The 17776-nt window shown below is 46.9% G+C and carries 26 protein-coding genes; 13 read left to right on the top strand and 13 right to left on the bottom strand.

What is annotated here, in order from left to right:
- Positions 1 to 88: 88 nt before the first annotated feature.
- Genes SIC18_RS07345 through SIC18_RS07330 form a run of 4 tightly spaced genes read left to right on the top strand, consistent with a single transcriptional unit; the run spans position 89 to position 2141 of the window.
- On the top strand, positions 89 to 340 hold the full coding sequence (locus tag SIC18_RS07345; RefSeq protein ID WP_048346159.1) for a 2Fe-2S iron-sulfur cluster-binding protein: 252 nt from the start codon (positions 89 to 91) through the stop codon (positions 338 to 340).
- A 7-nt stretch (positions 341 to 347) separates the two neighbouring features.
- A complete protein-coding gene (locus SIC18_RS07340) occupies positions 348 to 1220 on the top strand; it encodes a DMT family transporter (RefSeq protein WP_048346158.1) in 873 nt (290 codons plus the stop codon).
- A 52-nt stretch (positions 1221 to 1272) separates the two neighbouring features.
- The gene (locus SIC18_RS07335; protein WP_413429194.1) at positions 1273 to 1401 is read left to right on the top strand and encodes a hypothetical protein; all 129 of its coding nucleotides are present in this window, start codon (positions 1273 to 1275) and stop codon (positions 1399 to 1401) included.
- Positions 1398 to 2141: an MBL fold metallo-hydrolase gene (locus SIC18_RS07330; RefSeq protein WP_413429193.1), complete on the top strand. Its 744-nt coding sequence runs from the start codon at positions 1398 to 1400 to the stop codon at positions 2139 to 2141. The genes SIC18_RS07335 and SIC18_RS07330 overlap by 4 nt, the downstream gene beginning before the upstream one ends.
- Before the next feature lie 665 nt (positions 2142 to 2806).
- On the opposite strand, the gene SIC18_RS07325 is transcribed toward SIC18_RS07330, so the two are convergent.
- The 6 genes from SIC18_RS07325 to SIC18_RS07300 form a co-directional block, all read right to left on the bottom strand.
- Positions 2807 to 3733, bottom strand: coding sequence for a neuromedin U (locus SIC18_RS07325; RefSeq protein ID WP_413429191.1), 927 nt, complete (start codon positions 3731 to 3733; stop codon positions 2807 to 2809).
- The gene (locus SIC18_RS07320; RefSeq protein WP_413429190.1) at positions 3699 to 4751 is read right to left on the bottom strand and encodes a helix-turn-helix domain-containing protein; all 1053 of its coding nucleotides are present in this window, start codon (positions 4749 to 4751) and stop codon (positions 3699 to 3701) included. Before SIC18_RS07320 ends, SIC18_RS07325 begins: the two co-directional genes overlap by 35 nt.
- A gap of 122 nt (positions 4752 to 4873) precedes the next feature.
- Entirely contained in the window at positions 4874 to 5323 is a 450-nt protein-coding gene (locus tag SIC18_RS07315) for a hypothetical protein (RefSeq protein ID WP_413429189.1), read from the bottom strand.
- Positions 5275 to 5688, bottom strand: coding sequence for a hypothetical protein (locus SIC18_RS07310; protein ID WP_413429188.1), 414 nt, complete (start codon positions 5686 to 5688; stop codon positions 5275 to 5277). Before SIC18_RS07310 ends, SIC18_RS07315 begins: the two co-directional genes overlap by 49 nt.
- A 115-nt stretch (positions 5689 to 5803) precedes the next feature.
- Positions 5804 to 6379: a hypothetical protein gene (locus SIC18_RS07305; protein WP_413429186.1), complete on the bottom strand. Its 576-nt coding sequence runs from the start codon at positions 6377 to 6379 to the stop codon at positions 5804 to 5806.
- 214 nt (positions 6380 to 6593) lie between these two features.
- Positions 6594 to 7073 carry a hypothetical protein gene (locus SIC18_RS07300; protein ID WP_413429185.1) on the bottom strand — a complete coding sequence of 160 codons (480 nt, stop codon included), beginning with the start codon at positions 7071 to 7073 and terminating at the stop codon, positions 6594 to 6596.
- 1087 nt (positions 7074 to 8160) lie between these two features.
- Between SIC18_RS07300 and SIC18_RS07295 the strand changes: the two genes are divergently transcribed.
- The 3 genes from SIC18_RS07295 (at position 8161) to SIC18_RS07285 (ending at position 9303) form a co-directional block, all read left to right on the top strand.
- Positions 8161 to 8820: a secondary thiamine-phosphate synthase enzyme YjbQ gene (locus SIC18_RS07295; protein WP_048346156.1), complete on the top strand. Its 660-nt coding sequence runs from the start codon at positions 8161 to 8163 to the stop codon at positions 8818 to 8820.
- Positions 8821 to 8825: 5 nt separating this feature from the next.
- Positions 8826 to 9050, top strand: coding sequence for a hypothetical protein (locus SIC18_RS07290; RefSeq protein WP_413429184.1), 225 nt, complete (start codon positions 8826 to 8828; stop codon positions 9048 to 9050).
- Between the two features lie 73 nt (positions 9051 to 9123).
- Positions 9124 to 9303 carry a hypothetical protein gene (locus tag SIC18_RS07285; protein WP_048346154.1) on the top strand — a complete coding sequence of 60 codons (180 nt, stop codon included), beginning with the start codon at positions 9124 to 9126 and terminating at the stop codon, positions 9301 to 9303.
- Positions 9304 to 9322: 19 nt separating this feature from the next.
- On the opposite strand, the gene SIC18_RS07280 is transcribed toward SIC18_RS07285, so the two are convergent.
- Positions 9323 to 9610 (bottom strand): hypothetical protein, encoded by a 288-nt coding sequence (locus SIC18_RS07280; protein ID WP_048346153.1) that lies wholly within the window; start codon positions 9608 to 9610, stop codon positions 9323 to 9325.
- An 87-nt stretch (positions 9611 to 9697) separates the two neighbouring features.
- On the opposite strand from SIC18_RS07280, the gene SIC18_RS07275 reads away from it, so the two are divergent.
- Entirely contained in the window at positions 9698 to 10999 is a 1302-nt protein-coding gene (locus SIC18_RS07275) for an MFS transporter (protein ID WP_250394849.1), read from the top strand.
- Between the two features lie 32 nt (positions 11000 to 11031).
- Here SIC18_RS07275 and SIC18_RS07270 read toward each other — a convergent pair whose 3' ends face one another.
- Positions 11032 to 11211 carry a hypothetical protein gene (locus SIC18_RS07270; protein ID WP_048346152.1) on the bottom strand — a complete coding sequence of 60 codons (180 nt, stop codon included), beginning with the start codon at positions 11209 to 11211 and terminating at the stop codon, positions 11032 to 11034.
- 366 nt (positions 11212 to 11577) lie between these two features.
- Here SIC18_RS07270 and SIC18_RS07265 point away from each other — a divergent pair, with 366 nt between their 5' ends.
- Entirely contained in the window at positions 11578 to 12228 is a 651-nt protein-coding gene (locus tag SIC18_RS07265; RefSeq protein WP_413429183.1) for a TVP38/TMEM64 family protein, read from the top strand.
- Between the two features lie 139 nt (positions 12229 to 12367).
- Here the strand turns inward: SIC18_RS07265 and psaK are convergent, their stop codons facing one another.
- Entirely contained in the window at positions 12368 to 12625 is a 258-nt protein-coding gene (gene psaK, locus SIC18_RS07260) for a photosystem I reaction center subunit PsaK (protein ID WP_413429182.1), read from the bottom strand.
- 95 nt (positions 12626 to 12720) lie between these two features.
- Entirely contained in the window at positions 12721 to 12885 is a 165-nt protein-coding gene (locus tag SIC18_RS07255; protein ID WP_250394845.1) for a hypothetical protein, read from the bottom strand.
- Positions 12886 to 12896: 11 nt separating this feature from the next.
- Here SIC18_RS07255 and SIC18_RS07250 point away from each other — a divergent pair, with 11 nt between their 5' ends.
- From SIC18_RS07250 to SIC18_RS07240, 3 genes are all read left to right on the top strand, one after another.
- Entirely contained in the window at positions 12897 to 13553 is a 657-nt protein-coding gene (locus SIC18_RS07250; protein ID WP_413429180.1) for a L,D-transpeptidase, read from the top strand.
- 126 nt (positions 13554 to 13679) lie between these two features.
- Positions 13680 to 14690, top strand: coding sequence for a type I glyceraldehyde-3-phosphate dehydrogenase (gene gap / locus SIC18_RS07245; RefSeq protein ID WP_048346148.1), 1011 nt, complete (start codon positions 13680 to 13682; stop codon positions 14688 to 14690).
- A gap of 323 nt (positions 14691 to 15013) precedes the next feature.
- The gene (locus tag SIC18_RS07240) at positions 15014 to 15265 is read left to right on the top strand and encodes an RNA polymerase-binding protein RpbA (protein ID WP_048346147.1); all 252 of its coding nucleotides are present in this window, start codon (positions 15014 to 15016) and stop codon (positions 15263 to 15265) included.
- 102 nt (positions 15266 to 15367) lie between these two features.
- On the opposite strand, the gene SIC18_RS07235 is transcribed toward SIC18_RS07240, so the two are convergent.
- Together SIC18_RS07235 and SIC18_RS07230 are read right to left on the bottom strand one after the other, a co-directional pair.
- Positions 15368 to 15583 carry a Nif11-like leader peptide family natural product precursor gene (locus SIC18_RS07235; RefSeq protein ID WP_011618809.1) on the bottom strand — a complete coding sequence of 72 codons (216 nt, stop codon included), beginning with the start codon at positions 15581 to 15583 and terminating at the stop codon, positions 15368 to 15370.
- Positions 15584 to 16480: 897 nt separating this feature from the next.
- The gene (locus SIC18_RS07230) at positions 16481 to 16780 is read right to left on the bottom strand and encodes a hypothetical protein (RefSeq protein WP_048348059.1); all 300 of its coding nucleotides are present in this window, start codon (positions 16778 to 16780) and stop codon (positions 16481 to 16483) included.
- Positions 16781 to 17097: 317 nt separating this feature from the next.
- On the opposite strand from SIC18_RS07230, the gene SIC18_RS07225 reads away from it, so the two are divergent.
- Positions 17098 to 17286 (top strand): hypothetical protein, encoded by a 189-nt coding sequence (locus tag SIC18_RS07225; protein WP_413429178.1) that lies wholly within the window; start codon positions 17098 to 17100, stop codon positions 17284 to 17286.
- 321 nt (positions 17287 to 17607) lie between these two features.
- On the opposite strand, the gene SIC18_RS07220 is transcribed toward SIC18_RS07225, so the two are convergent.
- On the bottom strand, positions 17608 to 17760 hold the full coding sequence (locus tag SIC18_RS07220) for a hypothetical protein (protein WP_245407266.1): 153 nt from the start codon (positions 17758 to 17760) through the stop codon (positions 17608 to 17610).
- Positions 17761 to 17776: the final 16 nt, after the last annotated feature.

The raw sequence follows: 17776 nt of genomic DNA, 5'->3' as shown, positions 1-17776 counted from the left end.
GATCTCGAAGGCTCGTTAGGCTGAATTCAATACTCAAGCAGTGGTTATTGCATCCGCCCAAGGGTGTCGTTTTGCCTGTAACGCCACTATGGAGAACAAGCAGTCGACGATCACAATCCAATGGCCCAATGGGAGCCAAAGCGATTGCTCCAAAGGCGATGACTGGCTCGGGGCTGCTCAAGCGGCAGGAGTTCACATCCCCACAGGTTGTCTCGGGGGCAGTTGTGGCGCCTGCGAAATCGAAGTGAATGGTCAAACGGTGCGTGCCTGCATCAGCACGGTGCCGTCTTCAAGCTCCGGATCCCTTTCCGTGGAATTCGCCACAGATCCCTACTGGTGATTCAGTCATGGGCGTGATCGCAGGGTTGCTTGCAGCGCTGGGTTGGACGCTGGCCAGCAGCCTTTGGCGTGGCCTCTCCACCTCACTGACGGCCATCGAACTCAATGGGCTCAAGAACTTCATCGCCTGTGCCTTGCTACTTCCAGTGCTCTTGTTCCTGCCATGGACACACGCGAGCCAAGCACTGCTCTGGCTATTAATCAGTGGTGGACTCGGCATCTCCTTAGGAGACAGCTTTTATCTGGCAGCCCTCCGTCGTCTAGGCACAAGACGCACACTCACGGTTGAGTCGCTTGCACCCTTGATCGCAGCCCTCGGCGGCCTTGTCGTAATGGGCGAACGCATTGAAGGACAAGCTTGGCTAGGCGCCGCAATGGTGTCCGTTTCGGTTTTGCTGGTGGCGCGTCAGAGTCCACCGGACGGCACGCGCGAGCGAGATCGCACTCGCAACGTGCAATGGCAGGGGATTGTGTTTGCCCTACTCGCCGTGTTGTGTGGCGTCAGCGGAGCAGCCGTCTCCCGCAGCATTTTAATCAGCACGGATTTAACGGCATGGCAAAGCGCAGCTACGCGCCTGCTGGGAGGGCTACTGCTCTTGCTGCCTTGGCTGCGGCTCCGCACGCTGTTTCCCAAACCTCAACCGAGCCAAAGACGCTGGCCAAGAGTGCTGTTGGCCACGGTGCTCGGCACCAATGTAGGGATCGTGTTGCAGCAAGTGGTGTTGAAGCAACTACCACTCGGTATCGGCATCACAGTGCTCAGCACAGCACCAGTCATGGCGTTGTTCGTGGCAGCACCGGAAGGCGATCATCCCCATGCCGGTGGAGTGTTCGCATCTCTCCTGGCGGTGAGCGGAATCGCCTTGGCCGTTCTCTCCTAACTCGCGGGATAAGCCAACACCCTTCTACGGTTCAGCCAATGACAGAACGTTCATGAAAGCGCGCCGCTTGGTTCCACTGATCGGTTCCGTTCTTGCCCTTTTGGCCATGGTGGCCTGGATCGGGGAGATCGATCTGGGCCTCGATGAATCGCTGCAGACGCCAGCCACGGAACAGTCATGAGGTCTCAAGCAACCTATTACGGAGCTAATGGCTGGCTACTAGAGATTGATGGACTGCGTGTCTTGGTTGATCCATGGCTTTGCGGATCTCTAGTGTTTCCGCCTGGCTCGTGGTTTTTAAAGGGAGTCCTACCCCATCCATTCCCAATACCAAGTCAATTGGATCTCTTGCTGCTGACCCAGGGGCTACCGGATCATGCTCATCCAGAGACCCTTAAAGAGTTGCCGAAGTCGCTACCTGTTGTCGGATCAGAGTCGGCAGGACGCGTCACAAAACGCCTGGGCTTTGAAACCATCACACAGCTTCGACCTGGAGAGTGCAAAGAGTTCAAAGGGCTAAAGATTCGAGCAACAGCAGGGGCCGCCGTGCCGAATATTGAGAATGGATACCTGCTCTTTTGGTCAACTGGCTCACTCTATCTGGAGCCTCATGGAGTACTCGATCCTGAAATCGAAAGCAGGAAAGTTGATACGCTGATCACACCAACAGTTGACCTTGGGCTGCCGCTTCTAGGGGCATTCATCACTGGAGCAACGGTGATGCCCGATCTAGTCAATCGATTTCAACCACAAACAATTTTGGCCAGCACAACAGGTGGGGATGTCGAATTTAGTGGAGCCATTAGTCACATTTTAAAAGCCGAGGGAACCACGGCAGCCCCAGAAGAGATACCAAAAACATGTTCATTGATAACTCCACAAGTTGGGAAACCCATCCCACTTCCGAAAGGCTCGAATTAAAAATCAGCACAGAAAAAGCCTCTTGCAGATGCAAACACAATTCGAGACCAAAAAAGCACAAACCAATATGACAAAGATTATCTCCAACATGGCGGAGACGAGAAAATACGTGCAGGATTACTACCAAAAACCGCCTAACCAATCGTGACGGATCAATCCTGATCTAGTTTCTGAGTGATTGCTATACAGCAGTAGCAACCGAAGCAGTTGCAAATACAACGCAAAATCAACGAGAGATCAGGCCAAAAGCCAGTTTGCGCAAAAAGACTCAATTGGAAGCCTCTGACTATGTAACAACTTCCACGAAATACCAATACAGTTTAGATTGACGAGTGGCAATATGGCCACATATCCTCAGGGAGTACTGTTATGTGGATAGGACGGATCCTGTTATTGGGAGTTGGATCCTCATACATTGCAGGTTGGTTCTTGAGTCAGAAAGCTCACCGCAACTATGTAGCCAGATGGATGAAGGCATTACGCAAAACAACAGGATGGATGCCACGAGGCAAATACAAGCTTCGAAGATTTGGTATACGTACTTTTCGGGCAACCCTTAGGAAAACAAAAAAGCAAAAAAGTCAATAATCAACAACAACCAAAAACCATTAGAAAGGAACCGCTGAGAACCAAGGCCTGAGTACGGCAACGAAATCAAAAGGCTTTTATTTTCCTGGAGAAGCAGAAGTCAAATCAGGAATAGCAATTTGAAATTGGGCGCGAATTGTCCAATCACCAAGAAGACTCTCTCCCCCATCGAACTCAGGCTTGATAGCGTTGTAGTAGGCCTCCAAAGAAATCAAGGCCTGAGTACTCCGTGAAAGCTTAAAGGTGCGGCCAATGCCCCCACCAATAGGCAAAGTCCAGGCTTGATCTAAGTTAAAATCTGCAATAATAATTGGTGAGCTGAGCAAATACCAATTCTTATCGAACTGATAGCGAAGAATTGGCTGCGCCACAAGATTATTGAGGTCCTCATTAGTACTGCGATTGCTAACACCCCATATTTGTCGGGCACGCACACCTGTGGTCCACCGTCCAAATTGTTTAAAAGCCATAACTGCAGGACCTACACCGAACTGATTGCTTCCAACGTTGTTATCAATCGAAACTGCAAACGATGGGCCAATGCCGATGGCTGAATTTTGACCGGTATTTGGAACAAAGAAAAAGCTGGGATTAACAGAATCAAGACCGGCTTTATTCCTTTCATCGAAGCCGATCACGCCTGGCTGCTGAGTAACTGGATTGAATCCAAGAAGTGGATCTGCACTTGGCTTATTGATAAAGCGCATCACAGTGCGTGTGACCACAGTCAAGTCGTCTGAAAGCTTGAAGGGTATAACTGGCTGAAATTTCAAAATTTGCAGAATTTTATCTGGCTTGGCGTCACTGTCAATAACACGCGGCGCCCACTGCGTATTAGGAATTGTGTTCCACTCAAACCATAAACGACTCACTCCAGTGAAAGGATTGACTTGCTGAGATTGAGCTTCTGCAGGGAGTACAAAACAGACACTTGAAAAAAGAGTGCTAATAAAAGCCCTGGTCAGTTGTCTAAAATTTTTTCTCACTATCACGACGAGCAACAAGGGTTTGACGGGGAGTCTCTAAAAACTGATGTTTATAATATTTAGTAAAATGGGAGCGACCAGCAAAACCAAAATAATTAGCAATATCAATAACACCATCAAGATTATTTTGCATGCAAAACTCTGTGTCCAGAAGGGCGTGTCTAACCTGATGCAAACGCACAGATCTAACTACCTCAACAGGAGACATCCCAAATTTTTCTTTGCATCCACTAAAGAGTGATGACCTGGATTGATGAAGCAACATCGATAAGTCTTGAATTTCAAAGGCAATCCGTGGGGAATTGCTTGTCATAGAAAGAACCTTCATAGCCGCCTCATGTCGCTCTTTCCTACCGATGACGATGCCAAGTTTTCTACTTTGATTATCAACAAAACACTCGATCAAAGTTGACATGATTTCATTTTCGAGATGTTGTGTTGTAAACTGAGCTCCCAGAGAGGAACTTGCTGAAAAAAGTTTTTTAAGCATTGGAGCAAGTCTCGAAGAAACAAGCTCGCTAGTAAAAACGTTATAGCGATCAAAAAATTCCCTCAAATCTAGGCAACGGTACTGACGCAAAACAAACGAAAGGTATTTAACCGGAACAACAACTGAACACAGACGAGAGTAAGAATTCATATGCAAATCAAGATCTTTCAACGAGGAGTTAAATCCAAATATTGCAGGCCTTGAGAGACTGACGCCCTGAGCAACAACCGATGAAGAAGACGGCTTGGAAGAAAGATCAATAGTAAACGTTAATTTACTTGGGGAACGATTAGCACAAATAGCGATTTCCTTATTGCTCTCAATTAAACAAAGCCGAATATGCGGCAACGGAAAGACTTTGACCGAACCTTTAATAGGACCTCTCTCTAAAGGCAAAACACAAGCGTCATTCAATTGCCGGTCTAAAACAGAGGCAAAATCAACCGTACTATTAATATGCAACGAAAGCGGCCTTAACACTTCCCTGCAAAATGAAACACAACAGTTACCATAGCGGATTCCATATAGAGTGACAACGATTATCATTAATCCTGATACTCAGCCACCAGTTAACGTGGCAAAAGTATCGAATAATACAGCTTGACCGATTCAGCGGTGGGTTAAAGGCCGACGAACAAAGCAATCAATTTCATGGTGGAAGACAATATCTATTTTTTTAGTAATAGTTTTCTGATATCTTTGAGCAGCAACGAGAGATCTTCATCTGACAAAAGCCCTTCTTGACGAAGGGTCGTCGCTAATTCTATTTTTTTATTAGCTATCGATAATTCATAGGCTTCATCGCAGTTTCGCGAATTTCTCGTATGCAGAGGAATGGTAATTGCAGCTCCAAACGCATAACCACCTCCTGCTCCTGCATAGTTTTGCCCTATTAATGAATCTTGAATCACTTCGTCTTGACGTTCAGAAGACCCACCATAAATATTGAAAGTCGCTGGTGTTCCATCCTCGCTGGAACATCGAGTCCCATCAGGAAGGTCAACCTCAAATCGAGCACCACGTAGATTTTGGAAGGTGAGACCTGTTAAATCTCCTAGAGGCAATTCGTCTATAGGCGAAAATTCAACCTGCGCGTGCGCAGTATGCGTTGATAACACGAGCGCGTTAAAACAGTTAATTGTGAACCAGAAGCAGAACGCGATTTGTTTTGCGAATCTTTTTCGGTGATACAAATCCATAATGGACCGGGATTGAGAGAGGATGTGGGGATACTGAGAACAACACGCCTTGCTCGACTGTCACGCAGGAATAGTCTTGGAGGATTAACGCGAACACCTTCAATTTTTTCACCAGGAACATTACCCTCAGTATTCTTAAATGCTTCAACCGAATATTCTCCTGGTTCTGAGTTCACTAAAAACGCTTGAGTGCGAACAACAACACGACTTCCCAAGCTTGGGGTTATCGTTTTGTTATTAGGATTCAAGCCTAATGCAGCGGCAAAAAAAAGAGTTGAAAGCATGATTGGCAAACAATTTAAAAGAATTTTATAGCGAGAGGATCTCCACGTATTGGCAAAATAATCATGGCTTGCTGTTGCCTATATATCTTAAGTCGTTTAGAAGGTTTATACATTATCATGAATCCAAGCAAGTTAACACAACATCAAATTGATACACCTCGTAAGGATAGGAATTTCTCAACGTTGCTGAAACAGTAAGCGTGACGTCATTTTGCTGCCCCACAACATAATCGTTTTCAATGAGCTTGGAGCTTGGAATAATCGTAGCAATAGGATCATTGCCCAAAGAACTTGATGTGGCATTTTGAATATATCTATTGGTTGCCAATGAACGCACCCAAACGCCTCGAAAGCTCACAGTACGAGGAACCAGCACAGAGTTAAGTGTTACCCCTAATCGTGGGACCTTATTGGATTCAATCGATAGCGGCTCGGATGTACCAATGAGAAGACCAGTTCCACCGACACCAGGTTGATCGTTATTGCGTGTGTATGACATTTCCACGTTGTCACTACCACCTGAAAATTCGCATGAGAATGGAACCGTGCCTGAAAATGTTGCTGGTAATTGTATGGCTGCAGAGCCAACTTTTGCATCCAAAGCAAACATCGAGAATATAATCGTCAAGGCAAGCAATCCCTTTTTTGGGGATGTCACCTGCGAGCAATATGTCAACGCTGCTTGATCCATCAAAGCTGGTTAAAGACACAAAAAGGTTTCTTCAAGAAGGGTGCATAGTCACCAAAATTCAAAGCGCCAATCTTAATTTGACTAGCAAACTTTTTCGGCTTGATACCTAGATATATCCAAAAAAGAGCCTTTGCATTTAACAAAGGCTCTTTGAGACAACTAAATCGTTGTTTTTAGAGCCAAGGGTTAATTAAATCAAGCCCAATGGTTCAAATCAAGATTCCAACGTTGTGAGTGTGACTGTGTATGAATAACTTCCCGGTGCAGACGCACCGGTTGACGTCAATTCGATCGTGACGTTTTCTGTTGCATTAGCCGAATTACCAAGTGCCTCTGAGCCAGAAGAGCCTTCACCGCTGACCGCAATTTCTCCTCCTTCAGAATCCAACAACCTTGCTGAATTTGTAGTAGTGGCTGGATTACCACCGTCTGCTTCAACTGCACTCAATTGAACATTTGTATTAGCAAAGTTACACTGAATGCCAATATTGTTAGATTCTCCTGACAATGTGCCGCTGGAAGCTGAATCATACGACAGTGCGACACTGTCTTGAGCAGCAGTTGTGTAAGAGCAGTTACCAGGAACAGAGCCAGTAAACGTTGTATCTTGTGTGACTTGGGCAAAAGCTGCCGCAGGCATCAGACCCAGTCCAATGGCTGGGATGGCGGCAATTGAAATACGTTTGAAATTCATGGATAGAGTCCATCTTCCCCATCAGTTTGGCTTTCTGAGAATCACCTAAGCACTTTCTGAGGAATTAAGGAGACCGTCGGGCCTTTGCCCTAAAAAAAATGGGCTCATGAGCTTGAACATATGGGCTCATTTGACAAGTCGGTGGAACGCGTTGAGATGGGATCGTTTGCGCCCCATACGCGCTCCACTGTGCTTTCTCGAGTCCTGGCCCCTTGAGTCTTCGTCATGTATTTGCAATCTCCATTGGCAGGAGTTGGTGGGCGTCGCTAGGAACACTCAGCCTGTTGATTGCTGGCCCACAGAATTCGGTTCAGAGCAAGGTACTCGTGACCTTCCACGGGTCCGTGCCAGCCAGATGTGAGCGAACAGTTCATCAGAAGCTAAGAGCTCACAGTTTTGCCTTGGCTGATAAAACTGCGCGTGTCACCGGACTTAAGCATGCGAGACATCGCTTTGATTTCAGCGGATCCAACGAAGTGAAGCACAAGGTTCGTACGAGGAGTCGGACCAAAAGGCTTCGGCTTTTTGAACCGATCGCATCAAGACTGCCAACTCGTCTTCATAGGTCTCCATTCAAAGGATTCAAAGTGGTTAAACACAAAGATCAAGAATGGAATAAGGATCAAAAAACTGATCGTTTTGATCATGACGCATCAAAACCGCCGACCCGTCTTCGCAGGTCTCCATTCAAAGCGTTCAAAGTGGTCAAACACAAAGATCAAGAATGGAATAAGGATCAAAAAACTGATCGTTTTGATCATGAGGCATCAAAACCACCGACTCGCCTTCACAGGTCTCCATTCAAAGCGTTCAAAGTGGTTAAAAAACACATCTCACATCATCGAGATGGAAGCACCAAAGGCCGGCACAAAAGATTGACACATCTTTGCCTCTTTTATTAGATCACAGACTTCGGTTTGAGCAAGTTAGCTAATATGAATACTCAACTTGAATAACTTTCCAATGTTAGTCCAACATGCATGTGAATCTTAGAAGGGTAGTGGCTCCTTCTCTTCGCGCTGATTCCCAAAATCAGCTTTCCCTCTCTGTTCTTTACTGCTAAACCATTAGCAGGCGTAGGCGACTCTTGAAAGTACTGGCTGGAACTGTTCAGGCCCTAGAGGAAATCGCGGTTCAGACGCAAGGGCAAGGTTTTTCAAACATTACGCCTCTGGTCAATGACTTTGTGGCAAGAAGTGGGATCACAACCGGACTTCTCTCCCTATGCGTGCAGCACACGAGCTGCAGCATCACGATCAACGAAAACGCAGATCCACGGGTTCTCAAGGATTTAGCCGCGTGGATGGAGGCTGTCGTCCCACAGGACGGGAAAGGACCAGCGGACGCCCAAGGCCAGCGGCGACGTTATCTCCATGACGATGAAGGAGATGACGACATGCCTGCTCACATCAGAACGGCACTCACCAGTCAGACCATGACGCTCAGCGTTCACAACAGTCGCTTGCTACTGGGCACCTGGCAAGCGGTGTATCTCTGGGAGCATCGCCAACTCGGAAGCAGAAGGCGCATCGCATGCCACTTGATCGGAGAGAAGCAAGCAACCTCAACACAGGCAGCCACAACACAAACAGCCAGCAACCAAACCCTGCTCAACCTGCGCAACGCAACGCGACTGAATCAACAAATTCAAGACCGAATTCATCCCGAAGCCTGGGCTGAGGATGGTGGAAATCCAACCGATGTTGACCTGTTGATCGACAGATTGCATGACATCAGCGACAGCTGATCCAATTGAGCGCACAGTTCTTCGTCTCAGACGCTACTGCAGATCTGAAGCGCTCTCATCACCATGGGGACAAAGAGGATGGGGTCGCTCAAGTGATTGGACTGAGAAGGCTTTATTGCATCCGAAATGGAGTGTTTTTGTTAGTTGACGTGCCAGCTTTAGACGTCGGCACCAAAAAATCAGAACTGATTCTGCAAGGCTGGCTGATCGAAGACGATATCCCCGTGTAGGGCCAACAAGGATGGGATATCCACAACTGGGCACCCTTAGACGTCAAGCTGGAAGAACATCGTTTGATCAAACATGGAACCGATCACTTGGCTGATCATCACCTGGGCCACCTATGGAGCCCATCGCACCACTGCAGCCTTAGAAAAAGTTCCCCAAGTTTCAAGAGATCAGTGCGAAGCTAACGCCGCATTGATTAAGGCATGGCAGCCCAAAGCCAGCACCCTTTGTATTGAAGGAGTGGCCTTGCCCTAATCAGCTTGCAGGTTCGTGATTAACGACGGGCAATTCCTCGCCCACCGCCAATCAAACCAAAATCAATTAACAAACCAATCCCTACTATTAAGAGTCCACTAAATGAACTGATTCCGCCATAGGAAGCACTCGCCCAGCAGTACCCCAAGGTGGTGGTGGGCAACATCACCAAACCAATCAAGGGTGCAACAAAATCCGGAAGAGGTAAGTCACTGAAAGGGCCGAGAACAAAGGGCGCATTCACAAACCACAGCAGAATCAGTATCAACCTGGGAACGAATAGGCCCAGAGCAGCCAGGAGACACATCAGCGTGAGGAAGTTTTGACCTCTCTTAGCAAAGGGAGTTCAAACATGCACGATCGTCCAATGTGGAGATTCGGGGCAGCTGAGTTGATGCAGACACAACACGGGAATGGATCGAGACCGCCGTCGAGAGCGAGGGTCTTAATCGCCGGCCTGATCGGAAACGTGATGGAGTGGTACGACTTTGCCCTCTATGGCTACTTCGCTACGGTGATTGGCCAACAATTCTTTCCATCAAACAACCCAACGGCGTCATTGATTGGAGCCTTCGGGGCCTTTGCTGCCGGATTCATCGTCCGTCCACTTGGTGGGGTTGTGTATGGACGCATCGGCGACTTAGTCGGACGACGACGAGCCCTAAGCCTGTCGGTGATGGCAATGGCGATCCCAACCGTGGCGATGGCTTTTTTACCAACCCATGCCCAGATCGGCATTGCAGCGCCGATTGCAGTGGTGCTTTTACGCCTGCTTCAGGGAATTTCAGCAGGAGGTGAGTACACAACCTCGATTATTTTTCTTGCTGAGGCAGCTCCAGATCGGCAACGGGGCTTTTACAGCATTTGGGGGCTCTGGGGATCAGTCTTGGGAATGTTGATGGGTTCGGCCTTTGGTGATCTGCTCACGAGAACCCTCACACAACCACAACTCGATGCTTGGGGTTGGCGGGTGGCCTTTGCCCTGGGCTCCTTAGTTGCCCTAACGGGAGTCATTATTCGCCAGGGCGTCGGGGAAGACGATGCATCCGCAACAACAAAGACCCCGCTGACATCAACGTTGGGAGTTCACCGACGATCCTTCCTCAGAGTCTTAGCGCTAAACATTGCCAGCAGCGTTGGTTTTTATGCGGTCTATGTCTACTTAGTGACCTACGTCGAAGTGGTGGATGGCATAGCAGACAGCGTGGCTTTGAGCCTGAATACGGACGTGATGGCTGTGTTGCTGCTGCTATACCCAATCACAGCCTGGCTCTCAGACCGGATCGGCAGGAGAGCGTTATTAATGAGTGGTGCAGCCCTGCTCTGTGTTGGAGCGATTCCATTCCTGCAACTGATTCACAGCCAAGACCCGCAATTGATCGTTCGAGGAGAACTGGGATTCACGCTGGCGATTGCCCTCGTGGATGGTGGCAAAGGCCCAGCCAACGTGGAACTGATGCCAGCGGAAGTGCGCTGTACGGGGACAGCCTTGGCTTACAACCTTGCTGAGGGTTGGTTTGGAGGAACAACACCATTGATTGCCGCTGTGCTGGTTGCTTGGGCCAGCGGCAATCCAATTTATTTAGGGATCTGGGTGGGCCTCAGTGGACTTTGCACGTTTGTAACGGCTGCCTTCTTCACGCGAGAGACAGCGTTCAAGCCCTTACTGAAACAAGCTCAAACTCAACCGACCTGAGAGGGGTCAAGCTGGGCAGCACGGGCCAATGCTCAGGCTGCCAAGAGTTGTTGGTCCTCAACCTCATCAAGATCGAGAAAATCCTGACCTGCCTCGATGTCATACAGCTTGTAAAGAGCCATGGCGGCCTCAGCCCAAGATTCGCTTTCGACAGATTCCAGAAGCTGCTGGAAGACCAGAACATTGACCACTTCGAGATCAGTCGAATCCATAGGGACAGCGCAGTTGCCGGAAAGGTAACGCTGAAAAAGCAATCAAAATCAAAGCAATCCCAAAGAAAAGCTGTGGATCAGAGCGAGCGAGATGTCAAAGCACGGACAAACAGCGGATTGGAGATGACATGGCTGAGAACGAACAACAGGAACGTAGCTCTGTGTCAGGAGGTCCCAGGACGCATACATCAGGCGCTAAACAAGCGGATCGCAATCATATAAAAAGCATTCATCACTTAAAAATCACAAACAAAAAAGCAAACACCCACAAGAAGCTGCATCAACTTATTCCACATCGAGCGGAAAATTGACAACAGCGAGAGAACAATGCAAAGGTGAAGAACGAACAAATTCAATCAGTATTACGTGCAGCGACTACGCAAAATCATTGGGATCAGCACTGTTGTTGCCCTTGCCATTGTTCTTCTCCATCTCGCACACACCCATGCCCTGGAACCCCTGCGCGCGCAGGTTGAGAGCATGGGTGTATGGGCACCACTTGGAATCGTTGCACTTAGGGGAATCAGCATTCTCCTTCCAGCCTTGCCGAGTTCGGTGTATTCACTGCTTGCCGGGGCACTCCTAGGGTTTGAAACAGGCCTCATCACCATCTATATAACTGATTTAGTGTTTTGCCAGATCGCATTTCTTGTCGCAAAACGGTACGGGCAGGAGCCAGTCAAAAAACTCGTAGGCGAAAAAGCAAGCCAACGAATTCAGAACTTTAATCAATCACAACTCGAAGGAAATCCCTTTTTCCTAACGGGACTATTGATGACTGGTTTGTTTGATTTTGTGAGCTATGCAGCTGGCCTTAGCGGAACAAAATGGAAGGTATTTACTACAGCACTTATTGTCAGCGTCACCCTAAGTGACCTACCAATCGTGGCTCTAGGAGCTGGGGTCTTTAACGGTGGTAAATTAATGCTTATTATCGCTTCTCTAGGCGTCTTCGCACTGGCAATTATTGCTGGAATGGTAAAAAAATATCAAAAAAAAGGCTCTAAGGAGCCTTAATAATCAGTGGAGTACACCTAGATCAACAATGGATCAGGGAAAAAACCAGGCCAGAAAACTTCATCAACGGAGAACATCAATGAATAAAGCACGTCTTCTGGACTGGCTCTGATCCAAGAGAAATCAAAAAAGTAACGAATTAAAGCAAACCTGAAGCACCAACCCCGAGAATGACACCAAATCCAATGACATGACCAAGACTAGTGGTAGCGAGTAAAGCCTCTAAACCCAAACCACCGAAGTATTTAGGATTAGGAAGTTGAGTGCCCTCCCCAGCCTGAAAGATTTTTGTACCAATATAGATAGCAATAATATTGCATACCACCATCAAGAGACCCACCTTGGGTGACCAACTGAAGGTTTCAGGAGAAGCAACCGCGAAAAGGTGAGAAGTCATGGTTGAAAATGAAGATGGCTCATCATCAGGCCAATTGCATCATTTGAAACAATTTCGTAAAAAGGCTTCAAATAGACGATGTGCAAACAGTGCCTCTAGTCATCGCCACTCGACATTCCACGCCGAACAAGAGACTGGGTGAGGGCCAACAGACCGAGCAAAAAAGCTGCCGCAATCAGAAGCTTCAAATCCAAAACATTCAGAACATGCTCATCTTTGCAGGCGGAGGAAACAAACCTCGCCATGATGAGGAAAATCATCAAAAAAGATCATGCGCTTAGCACAGATGCTGATGGTCACAACATCAGCACTCATGCTTTCAGGATGCATGCACCAACAGCAAACACCAAAAGTTTCATCACAAGCCGAGGGCTCCATCGAAATCGAACTCAATCAAGTGTTCCCACAACAAAGCACAGGCAAAGCCAAAAGCGATGGCAAAGAGATGGTATTCGAGGTGGGCTATGGAAAAAATGGAGTTGGCTGTATAGGCAGCACCTTTGAGGAGGGCATTACACCACTCGGAACATTTAAAGTCAATGCAATTATGAGCAAAGATAGATTCGAAATGGATGAAGGACTGATCAAAAAATCAGGTAGAACGAAAGACTATCTGGCTAAAAATTTATTCAACAACATGAATTCAATAGACTTTAAAGGTGATGGAGAAACAGGTGAGTATGGATCTGGCTATATCAGCCTCACCCCAGTGCCCTCATCACCTCAACCATTTAATTTTAACGAATATGATGGAACTTACCGCTGGTATAGCTTTGCGATTCATGGAACTAATGACGAAACACGCATCGGTCAACGCATAACAGGTGGATGCATCAATATGAACAACAGAGATATCAATCAACTCATCAAGACTGTCAATCTAGGAGATGAAGTACTCGTAACGTCAAATAAGCCATGCAACAGCTAGGAGCAACATCCATTGAGCCAATACAATGATGCTGAGTGATAATACCCAATCACATGTGAGCATCTTCCAATACGGAGATGCAGAAGCATGCAAAAGCACTATAACTAGTTTTTAGGATTCCCACCCATGACCATTCGTATTGGTATCAATGGGTTTGGCCGTATTGGCCGCTTGGCTTTTCGCCAGGCTGTGTCTAGGGACGATGTTGAAGTGGTAGCAGTAAACGATTTAATCGACGTTGATTACCTCGCCTATCTACTTCGATACGATTCAACACACAGACAATTCCAAGGTGATGTGAGAGTCGAAGATAAAAATCTGATTGTTAATGGGAAATTAATCCGTATCACTGCTGAACGAGACCCCAAGGAACTGAAATGGGGTGAAATCGGTGCTGATTACGTGCTTGAGAGCACTGGCTTTTTCCTGACAGATGACAAGGCGAGAGCACATATCGAGGCTGGAGCAAAACGAGTGGTGATGAGTGCACCCTCAAAAGACGAAACTCCCATGTTTGTGATGGGTGTAAACCATAAAGATTACCAAGGCCAGGAAATCGTATCGAATGCAAGCTGCACGACAAACTGCCTTGCACCACTAGCAAAAGTAGTCAACGATAATTTTGGAATCGTAAGTGGATTAATGACAACAGTCCACGCAACAACAGCAACTCAAAAGCCTGTCGATAGTCCATCACTGAAAGACTGGAGAGGAGGACGAGGAGCCGGGCAAAGTATTATTCCAAGCTCAACAGGAGCCGCAAAAGCTGTTGGGCGGGTAATTCCTGAATTAAATGGAAAACTCACAGGGATGGCATTCAGAGTGCCAACTCCTGACGTCTCAGTGGTTGATCTCACAGTCAATCTGGAAAGGTCAACCAGTTACGAGGAGGTAAAAGCTGCAATGAGAGCAGCTGCAGAAGGGGAATTAAAAGGAATTCTCGGCTACACCAACGACCAAGTTGTCTCCAACGACCTGCTCGGCGACAGTGCAACATCTGTCTTTGATGCCGGTGCGGGAATGGCTCTGAATGATCGATTCATGAAACTCGTTGCCTGGTACGACAATGAGTGGGCCTACAGCTGCAAATGTATTGATCTTATCAAGCATATGGAAACCTCAACAGACTCAAAATAGCGACGCATCAGTCAACAAGAATCATTCCCGTCGACCCAAGTCTCACTTTCTATCAGACTGGAATGAGCAAACACATTAGAAAACATATCATCGAACAGAGAATACAAAGCAGCCTCTAAGCACTCATAACACCAATAAGAAGAGAGAAGTGGTGAAACAATTAAGTTGAAGCTTGACAGTCTAAATCAACTTTATTTACAATCGTACCCACTCAGAGTTTCAGGAGAGATGCTTGAAGAGCGAATGGAGAGTCAATGAGCACACATTCCATAAAAAACATGCAAAACTAGCTCTAGATCACCAATGGGTATGGAGAACAAACCATGACAGATATCCCTGATTTCAATTCGTCTACAGAAAAAAGAGCTCGGTTTGGAAAAGTCTTTTCAACAAGAGTAGAAAAGCTGATTGAGGATCTCCAAGCAATGGCAAAGACTGCAAATTTAGAAATTTACGAATTTGACGACGAATTGGTCAAAAAACTATTCATAGAACTAGCCAAACGCTTTAGAGCCACAGCACATCGTTTCGGAATTGAATTCGAGATTAGTATTGACGGAGAATCAATAGAATAGGCGAAGAATTCAATAAAAGCCTGCCTCTTGTTGCACTCAAGAATCATCCAAAGCCAAAGACAGTGGATACATAAAGCCTATAGACCAACTATCAATTGCGAATTAGTTGTATTCACCAGGCGTTTCTTGCTTAGAGACTGTAACGCGTCCAACTTTTTTTCCCGATTGTCGTAGCAACTCATCTCCGGAAAACTCATAACCTAAATTGGCAGCAATTTTCGCCACATCGTCAGCTGTCGAAGCCGAAAGAACCGTGGATTTCAAGGCCTCATCGTCTTGCATCTTGACGAGAAATGCCCTGAGTTGATCAAGAGCCATAGGGGAAAACCTTATTACGCCAGGCGAGCACGCCATGGAAAAATGATAAAAAGGCAAGTCAGTGACAGGCCGAAGAGCGACAACACCAACAAGACCCAATACTAAAGAAAAAATTAAGCCGAATTGATTTTCATGAAGGAAAGGTGCCCCTATTGAAATAGTATCTTACTTTCAACACATTCAAAGATGCGTTGGACATGAATTCTCTCGACAATGCACCGTCCTGTTTCATGCATTGGTGCGTGCAGAAGGTTACATCCAGTCTCTATTCAGTTTCCGCAACGACCAATGGGGTTCATTACGATCACGTTGGTAACTTCCGGTCCGTGAGCGAAGCCCATATCGCTGGACGGCGCTATGCAGCCACACAATCTCATCATCACCATAAGTGGGCTTAGAAGAATAGAAAACAGTCACGCTATTCGCATGATTGACAAAGACCAATTATTGAAGGCTATATACATAGAATCGTCAAAGAGCAGTTGTGAGCAAGAGAAAGACTTACATTGACCTCGAAAGCATTCCAACGTCTTCTTTCATCAATCATCGATTGGACCAAGCCTGTGTCGCCTACGCTTCAAGGCTTTGCGTAACCATGGCACAACAATGAAATCCATGATCGCAAAGCTAACGAGACAAGGCAGAAATCCCTTCCCAATCAATTGACAGATAAGTCTTGATCCGTCAATTTGACAAATCACTAACTCTGCAAACCAATAGATCGCGATCTTAATCAGAAAGCTTCTAAGCGGTGACAACAAAGCGGCATGCTGTGAAGCCATCATGCATTAAGAATTCATATCACGCTAACGCGTTAAGGGAGACTTGATGGGGAAGACAAGGAGATGAGTATCACCAGAAACGACTTGAATCGCGGAGATTGTTCACACCATCAAGCTAGTCAACGAATAACGAAAGATGGCGATCATCAACTTCAATCATTTCCTCCTCATCTTGATGGAACCAGCATCCATACATCAGATTGATGATCCGACTGACGTCAAGATCACGGTCTGCAACCTCCTGCCAGAGTCGTCGAGATAACTCCCGATCATCCAACTTGAACTGCGCTTGGACCAGGCTCCTGGTGATTGAAAAATAGGTCTGACGGTCATTTCGCGAACGACATTCAGAGGCAGCACCAACGGACATCAGTAAAGACTGAGTCTGAGAACCGGAAATCGCAGCTTTGGTCATGAAGATTCTCCAAATTTCGAAGATGCAGGCAGGCAGCACGCCTAGTGGAAACGACCGCCAGACTCACCCGTTGATACCAGTTATGTGCCTGTTGACAGGGACATAACGTCAGATGGCTTGACTGAAGACCCAGGTGGAGTGTCGTCTTTCGAAGCGCCTCCGATCTGACTTCCTATAGTTTGTGTCAATCACTACCTACTGGCATCGGTGTAATAGCTCATTGCCAAATCAGCAAAACCATCCAAGGTTGAAGCCTGTGATAGCGGTGGTTCTGATGCCAACCGATCAACACCCGTCAGCAATCTCCGCAAGAATCCATGAATGACCACGAGCAACTCCTTGAGGGATTAAAAAAAGTACTGAACATCGCCAAAGCCAATGGCAACAAGCTGTTCATCGAAAATATCGAACGAGATATAAAAGCCCTCGAAGCAGGTGAAGAATCTCCAATCATCAAAGAGTATCTAACCCCAGAGGAGAGGATATCGAACGACTACAAAGACTAAACCCTAAAAATACACAGGGCAATAAAATACACGTAATAGCCTAAGCTTTAGCCTTGCAATCTAATGCTATCAACATCAACCGAGGATCAACATCATTACTGCCTTGGCTTTTTACTAATATCGCCAAAATCATCATCGTTAGGTTGTAAAAACTGCCAGACCACAGGAATTGTCAAAACAATCACGAGGCCAATGGTCGCAAGAATAGCGACTGTGTAATCTCCCAAAATTGAATGCCCGTGGGGTCAGAGCATAAAGGGTCTTACGCGTGATCACAACGCCTAGAACCTCTCAAGGGTCAAGGCCAAACGCCCATGGGGATCAAGGTCGGACTGGCTGCGACTGAGGGGAAGGAACTTGGCGGTTGCGAGGATCCTGGTCATTTCTCCAGGGAGTGAACATCACAAAATTTCCAAGCACAAGACCAGCCGTAATGATCAAGGCAGCAACCTGCTCAACTTTCTCAATACGCATGCAACGACCTTGATAT

Origin of the sequence: Synechococcus sp. Cu2B8-bc1011 (assembly GCF_047302735.1) — a bacterium.
In the GTDB taxonomy this organism is placed as follows: Bacteria; Cyanobacteriota; Cyanobacteriia; order PCC-6307; family Cyanobiaceae; genus Synechococcus_C.
This window is presented reverse-complemented; position numbering and strand designations above follow the sequence as displayed.

Excerpts from the sequence above, each read along its gene's own strand:
- SIC18_RS07220 (WP_245407266.1), bottom strand. The coding sequence starts at position 17,760 with ATGCGTATTGAGAAAGTTGAGCAGGTTGCTGCCTTGATCATTACGGCT.
- SIC18_RS07300 (WP_413429185.1), bottom strand. The coding sequence starts at position 7,073 with ATGAATTTCAAACGTATTTCAATTGCCGCCATCCCAGCCATTGGACTG.
- SIC18_RS07340 (WP_048346158.1), top strand. The coding sequence starts at position 348 with ATGGGCGTGATCGCAGGGTTGCTTGCAGCGCTGGGTTGGACGCTGGCC.
- psaK (WP_413429182.1), bottom strand. The coding sequence starts at position 12,625 with ATGACTTCTCACCTTTTCGCGGTTGCTTCTCCTGAAACCTTCAGTTGG.
- SIC18_RS07285 (WP_048346154.1), top strand. The coding sequence starts at position 9,124 with ATGGAACCGATCACTTGGCTGATCATCACCTGGGCCACCTATGGAGCC.
- SIC18_RS07280 (WP_048346153.1), bottom strand. The coding sequence starts at position 9,610 with ATGTGTCTCCTGGCTGCTCTGGGCCTATTCGTTCCCAGGTTGATACTG.
- SIC18_RS07330 (WP_413429193.1), top strand. The coding sequence starts at position 1,398 with ATGAGGTCTCAAGCAACCTATTACGGAGCTAATGGCTGGCTACTAGAG.
- SIC18_RS07250 (WP_413429180.1), top strand. The coding sequence starts at position 12,897 with ATGCGCTTAGCACAGATGCTGATGGTCACAACATCAGCACTCATGCTT.
- SIC18_RS07235 (WP_011618809.1), bottom strand. The coding sequence starts at position 15,583 with ATGGCTCTTGATCAACTCAGGGCATTTCTCGTCAAGATGCAAGACGAT.
- SIC18_RS07225 (WP_413429178.1), top strand. The coding sequence starts at position 17,098 with ATGAATGACCACGAGCAACTCCTTGAGGGATTAAAAAAAGTACTGAAC.
- SIC18_RS07230 (WP_048348059.1), bottom strand. The coding sequence starts at position 16,780 with ATGACCAAAGCTGCGATTTCCGGTTCTCAGACTCAGTCTTTACTGATG.
- SIC18_RS07335 (WP_413429194.1), top strand. The coding sequence starts at position 1,273 with ATGAAAGCGCGCCGCTTGGTTCCACTGATCGGTTCCGTTCTTGCCCTT.
- SIC18_RS07270 (WP_048346152.1), bottom strand. The coding sequence starts at position 11,211 with ATGGATTCGACTGATCTCGAAGTGGTCAATGTTCTGGTCTTCCAGCAG.
- SIC18_RS07305 (WP_413429186.1), bottom strand. The coding sequence starts at position 6,379 with ATGGATCAAGCAGCGTTGACATATTGCTCGCAGGTGACATCCCCAAAA.
- SIC18_RS07310 (WP_413429188.1), bottom strand. The coding sequence starts at position 5,688 with ATGCTTTCAACTCTTTTTTTTGCCGCTGCATTAGGCTTGAATCCTAAT.
- SIC18_RS07240 (WP_048346147.1), top strand. The coding sequence starts at position 15,014 with ATGACAGATATCCCTGATTTCAATTCGTCTACAGAAAAAAGAGCTCGG.
- SIC18_RS07275 (WP_250394849.1), top strand. The coding sequence starts at position 9,698 with ATGCAGACACAACACGGGAATGGATCGAGACCGCCGTCGAGAGCGAGG.
- gap (WP_048346148.1), top strand. The coding sequence starts at position 13,680 with ATGACCATTCGTATTGGTATCAATGGGTTTGGCCGTATTGGCCGCTTG.
- SIC18_RS07255 (WP_250394845.1), bottom strand. The coding sequence starts at position 12,885 with ATGATTTTCCTCATCATGGCGAGGTTTGTTTCCTCCGCCTGCAAAGAT.
- SIC18_RS07345 (WP_048346159.1), top strand. The coding sequence starts at position 89 with ATGGAGAACAAGCAGTCGACGATCACAATCCAATGGCCCAATGGGAGC.
- SIC18_RS07320 (WP_413429190.1), bottom strand. The coding sequence starts at position 4,751 with ATGATAATCGTTGTCACTCTATATGGAATCCGCTATGGTAACTGTTGT.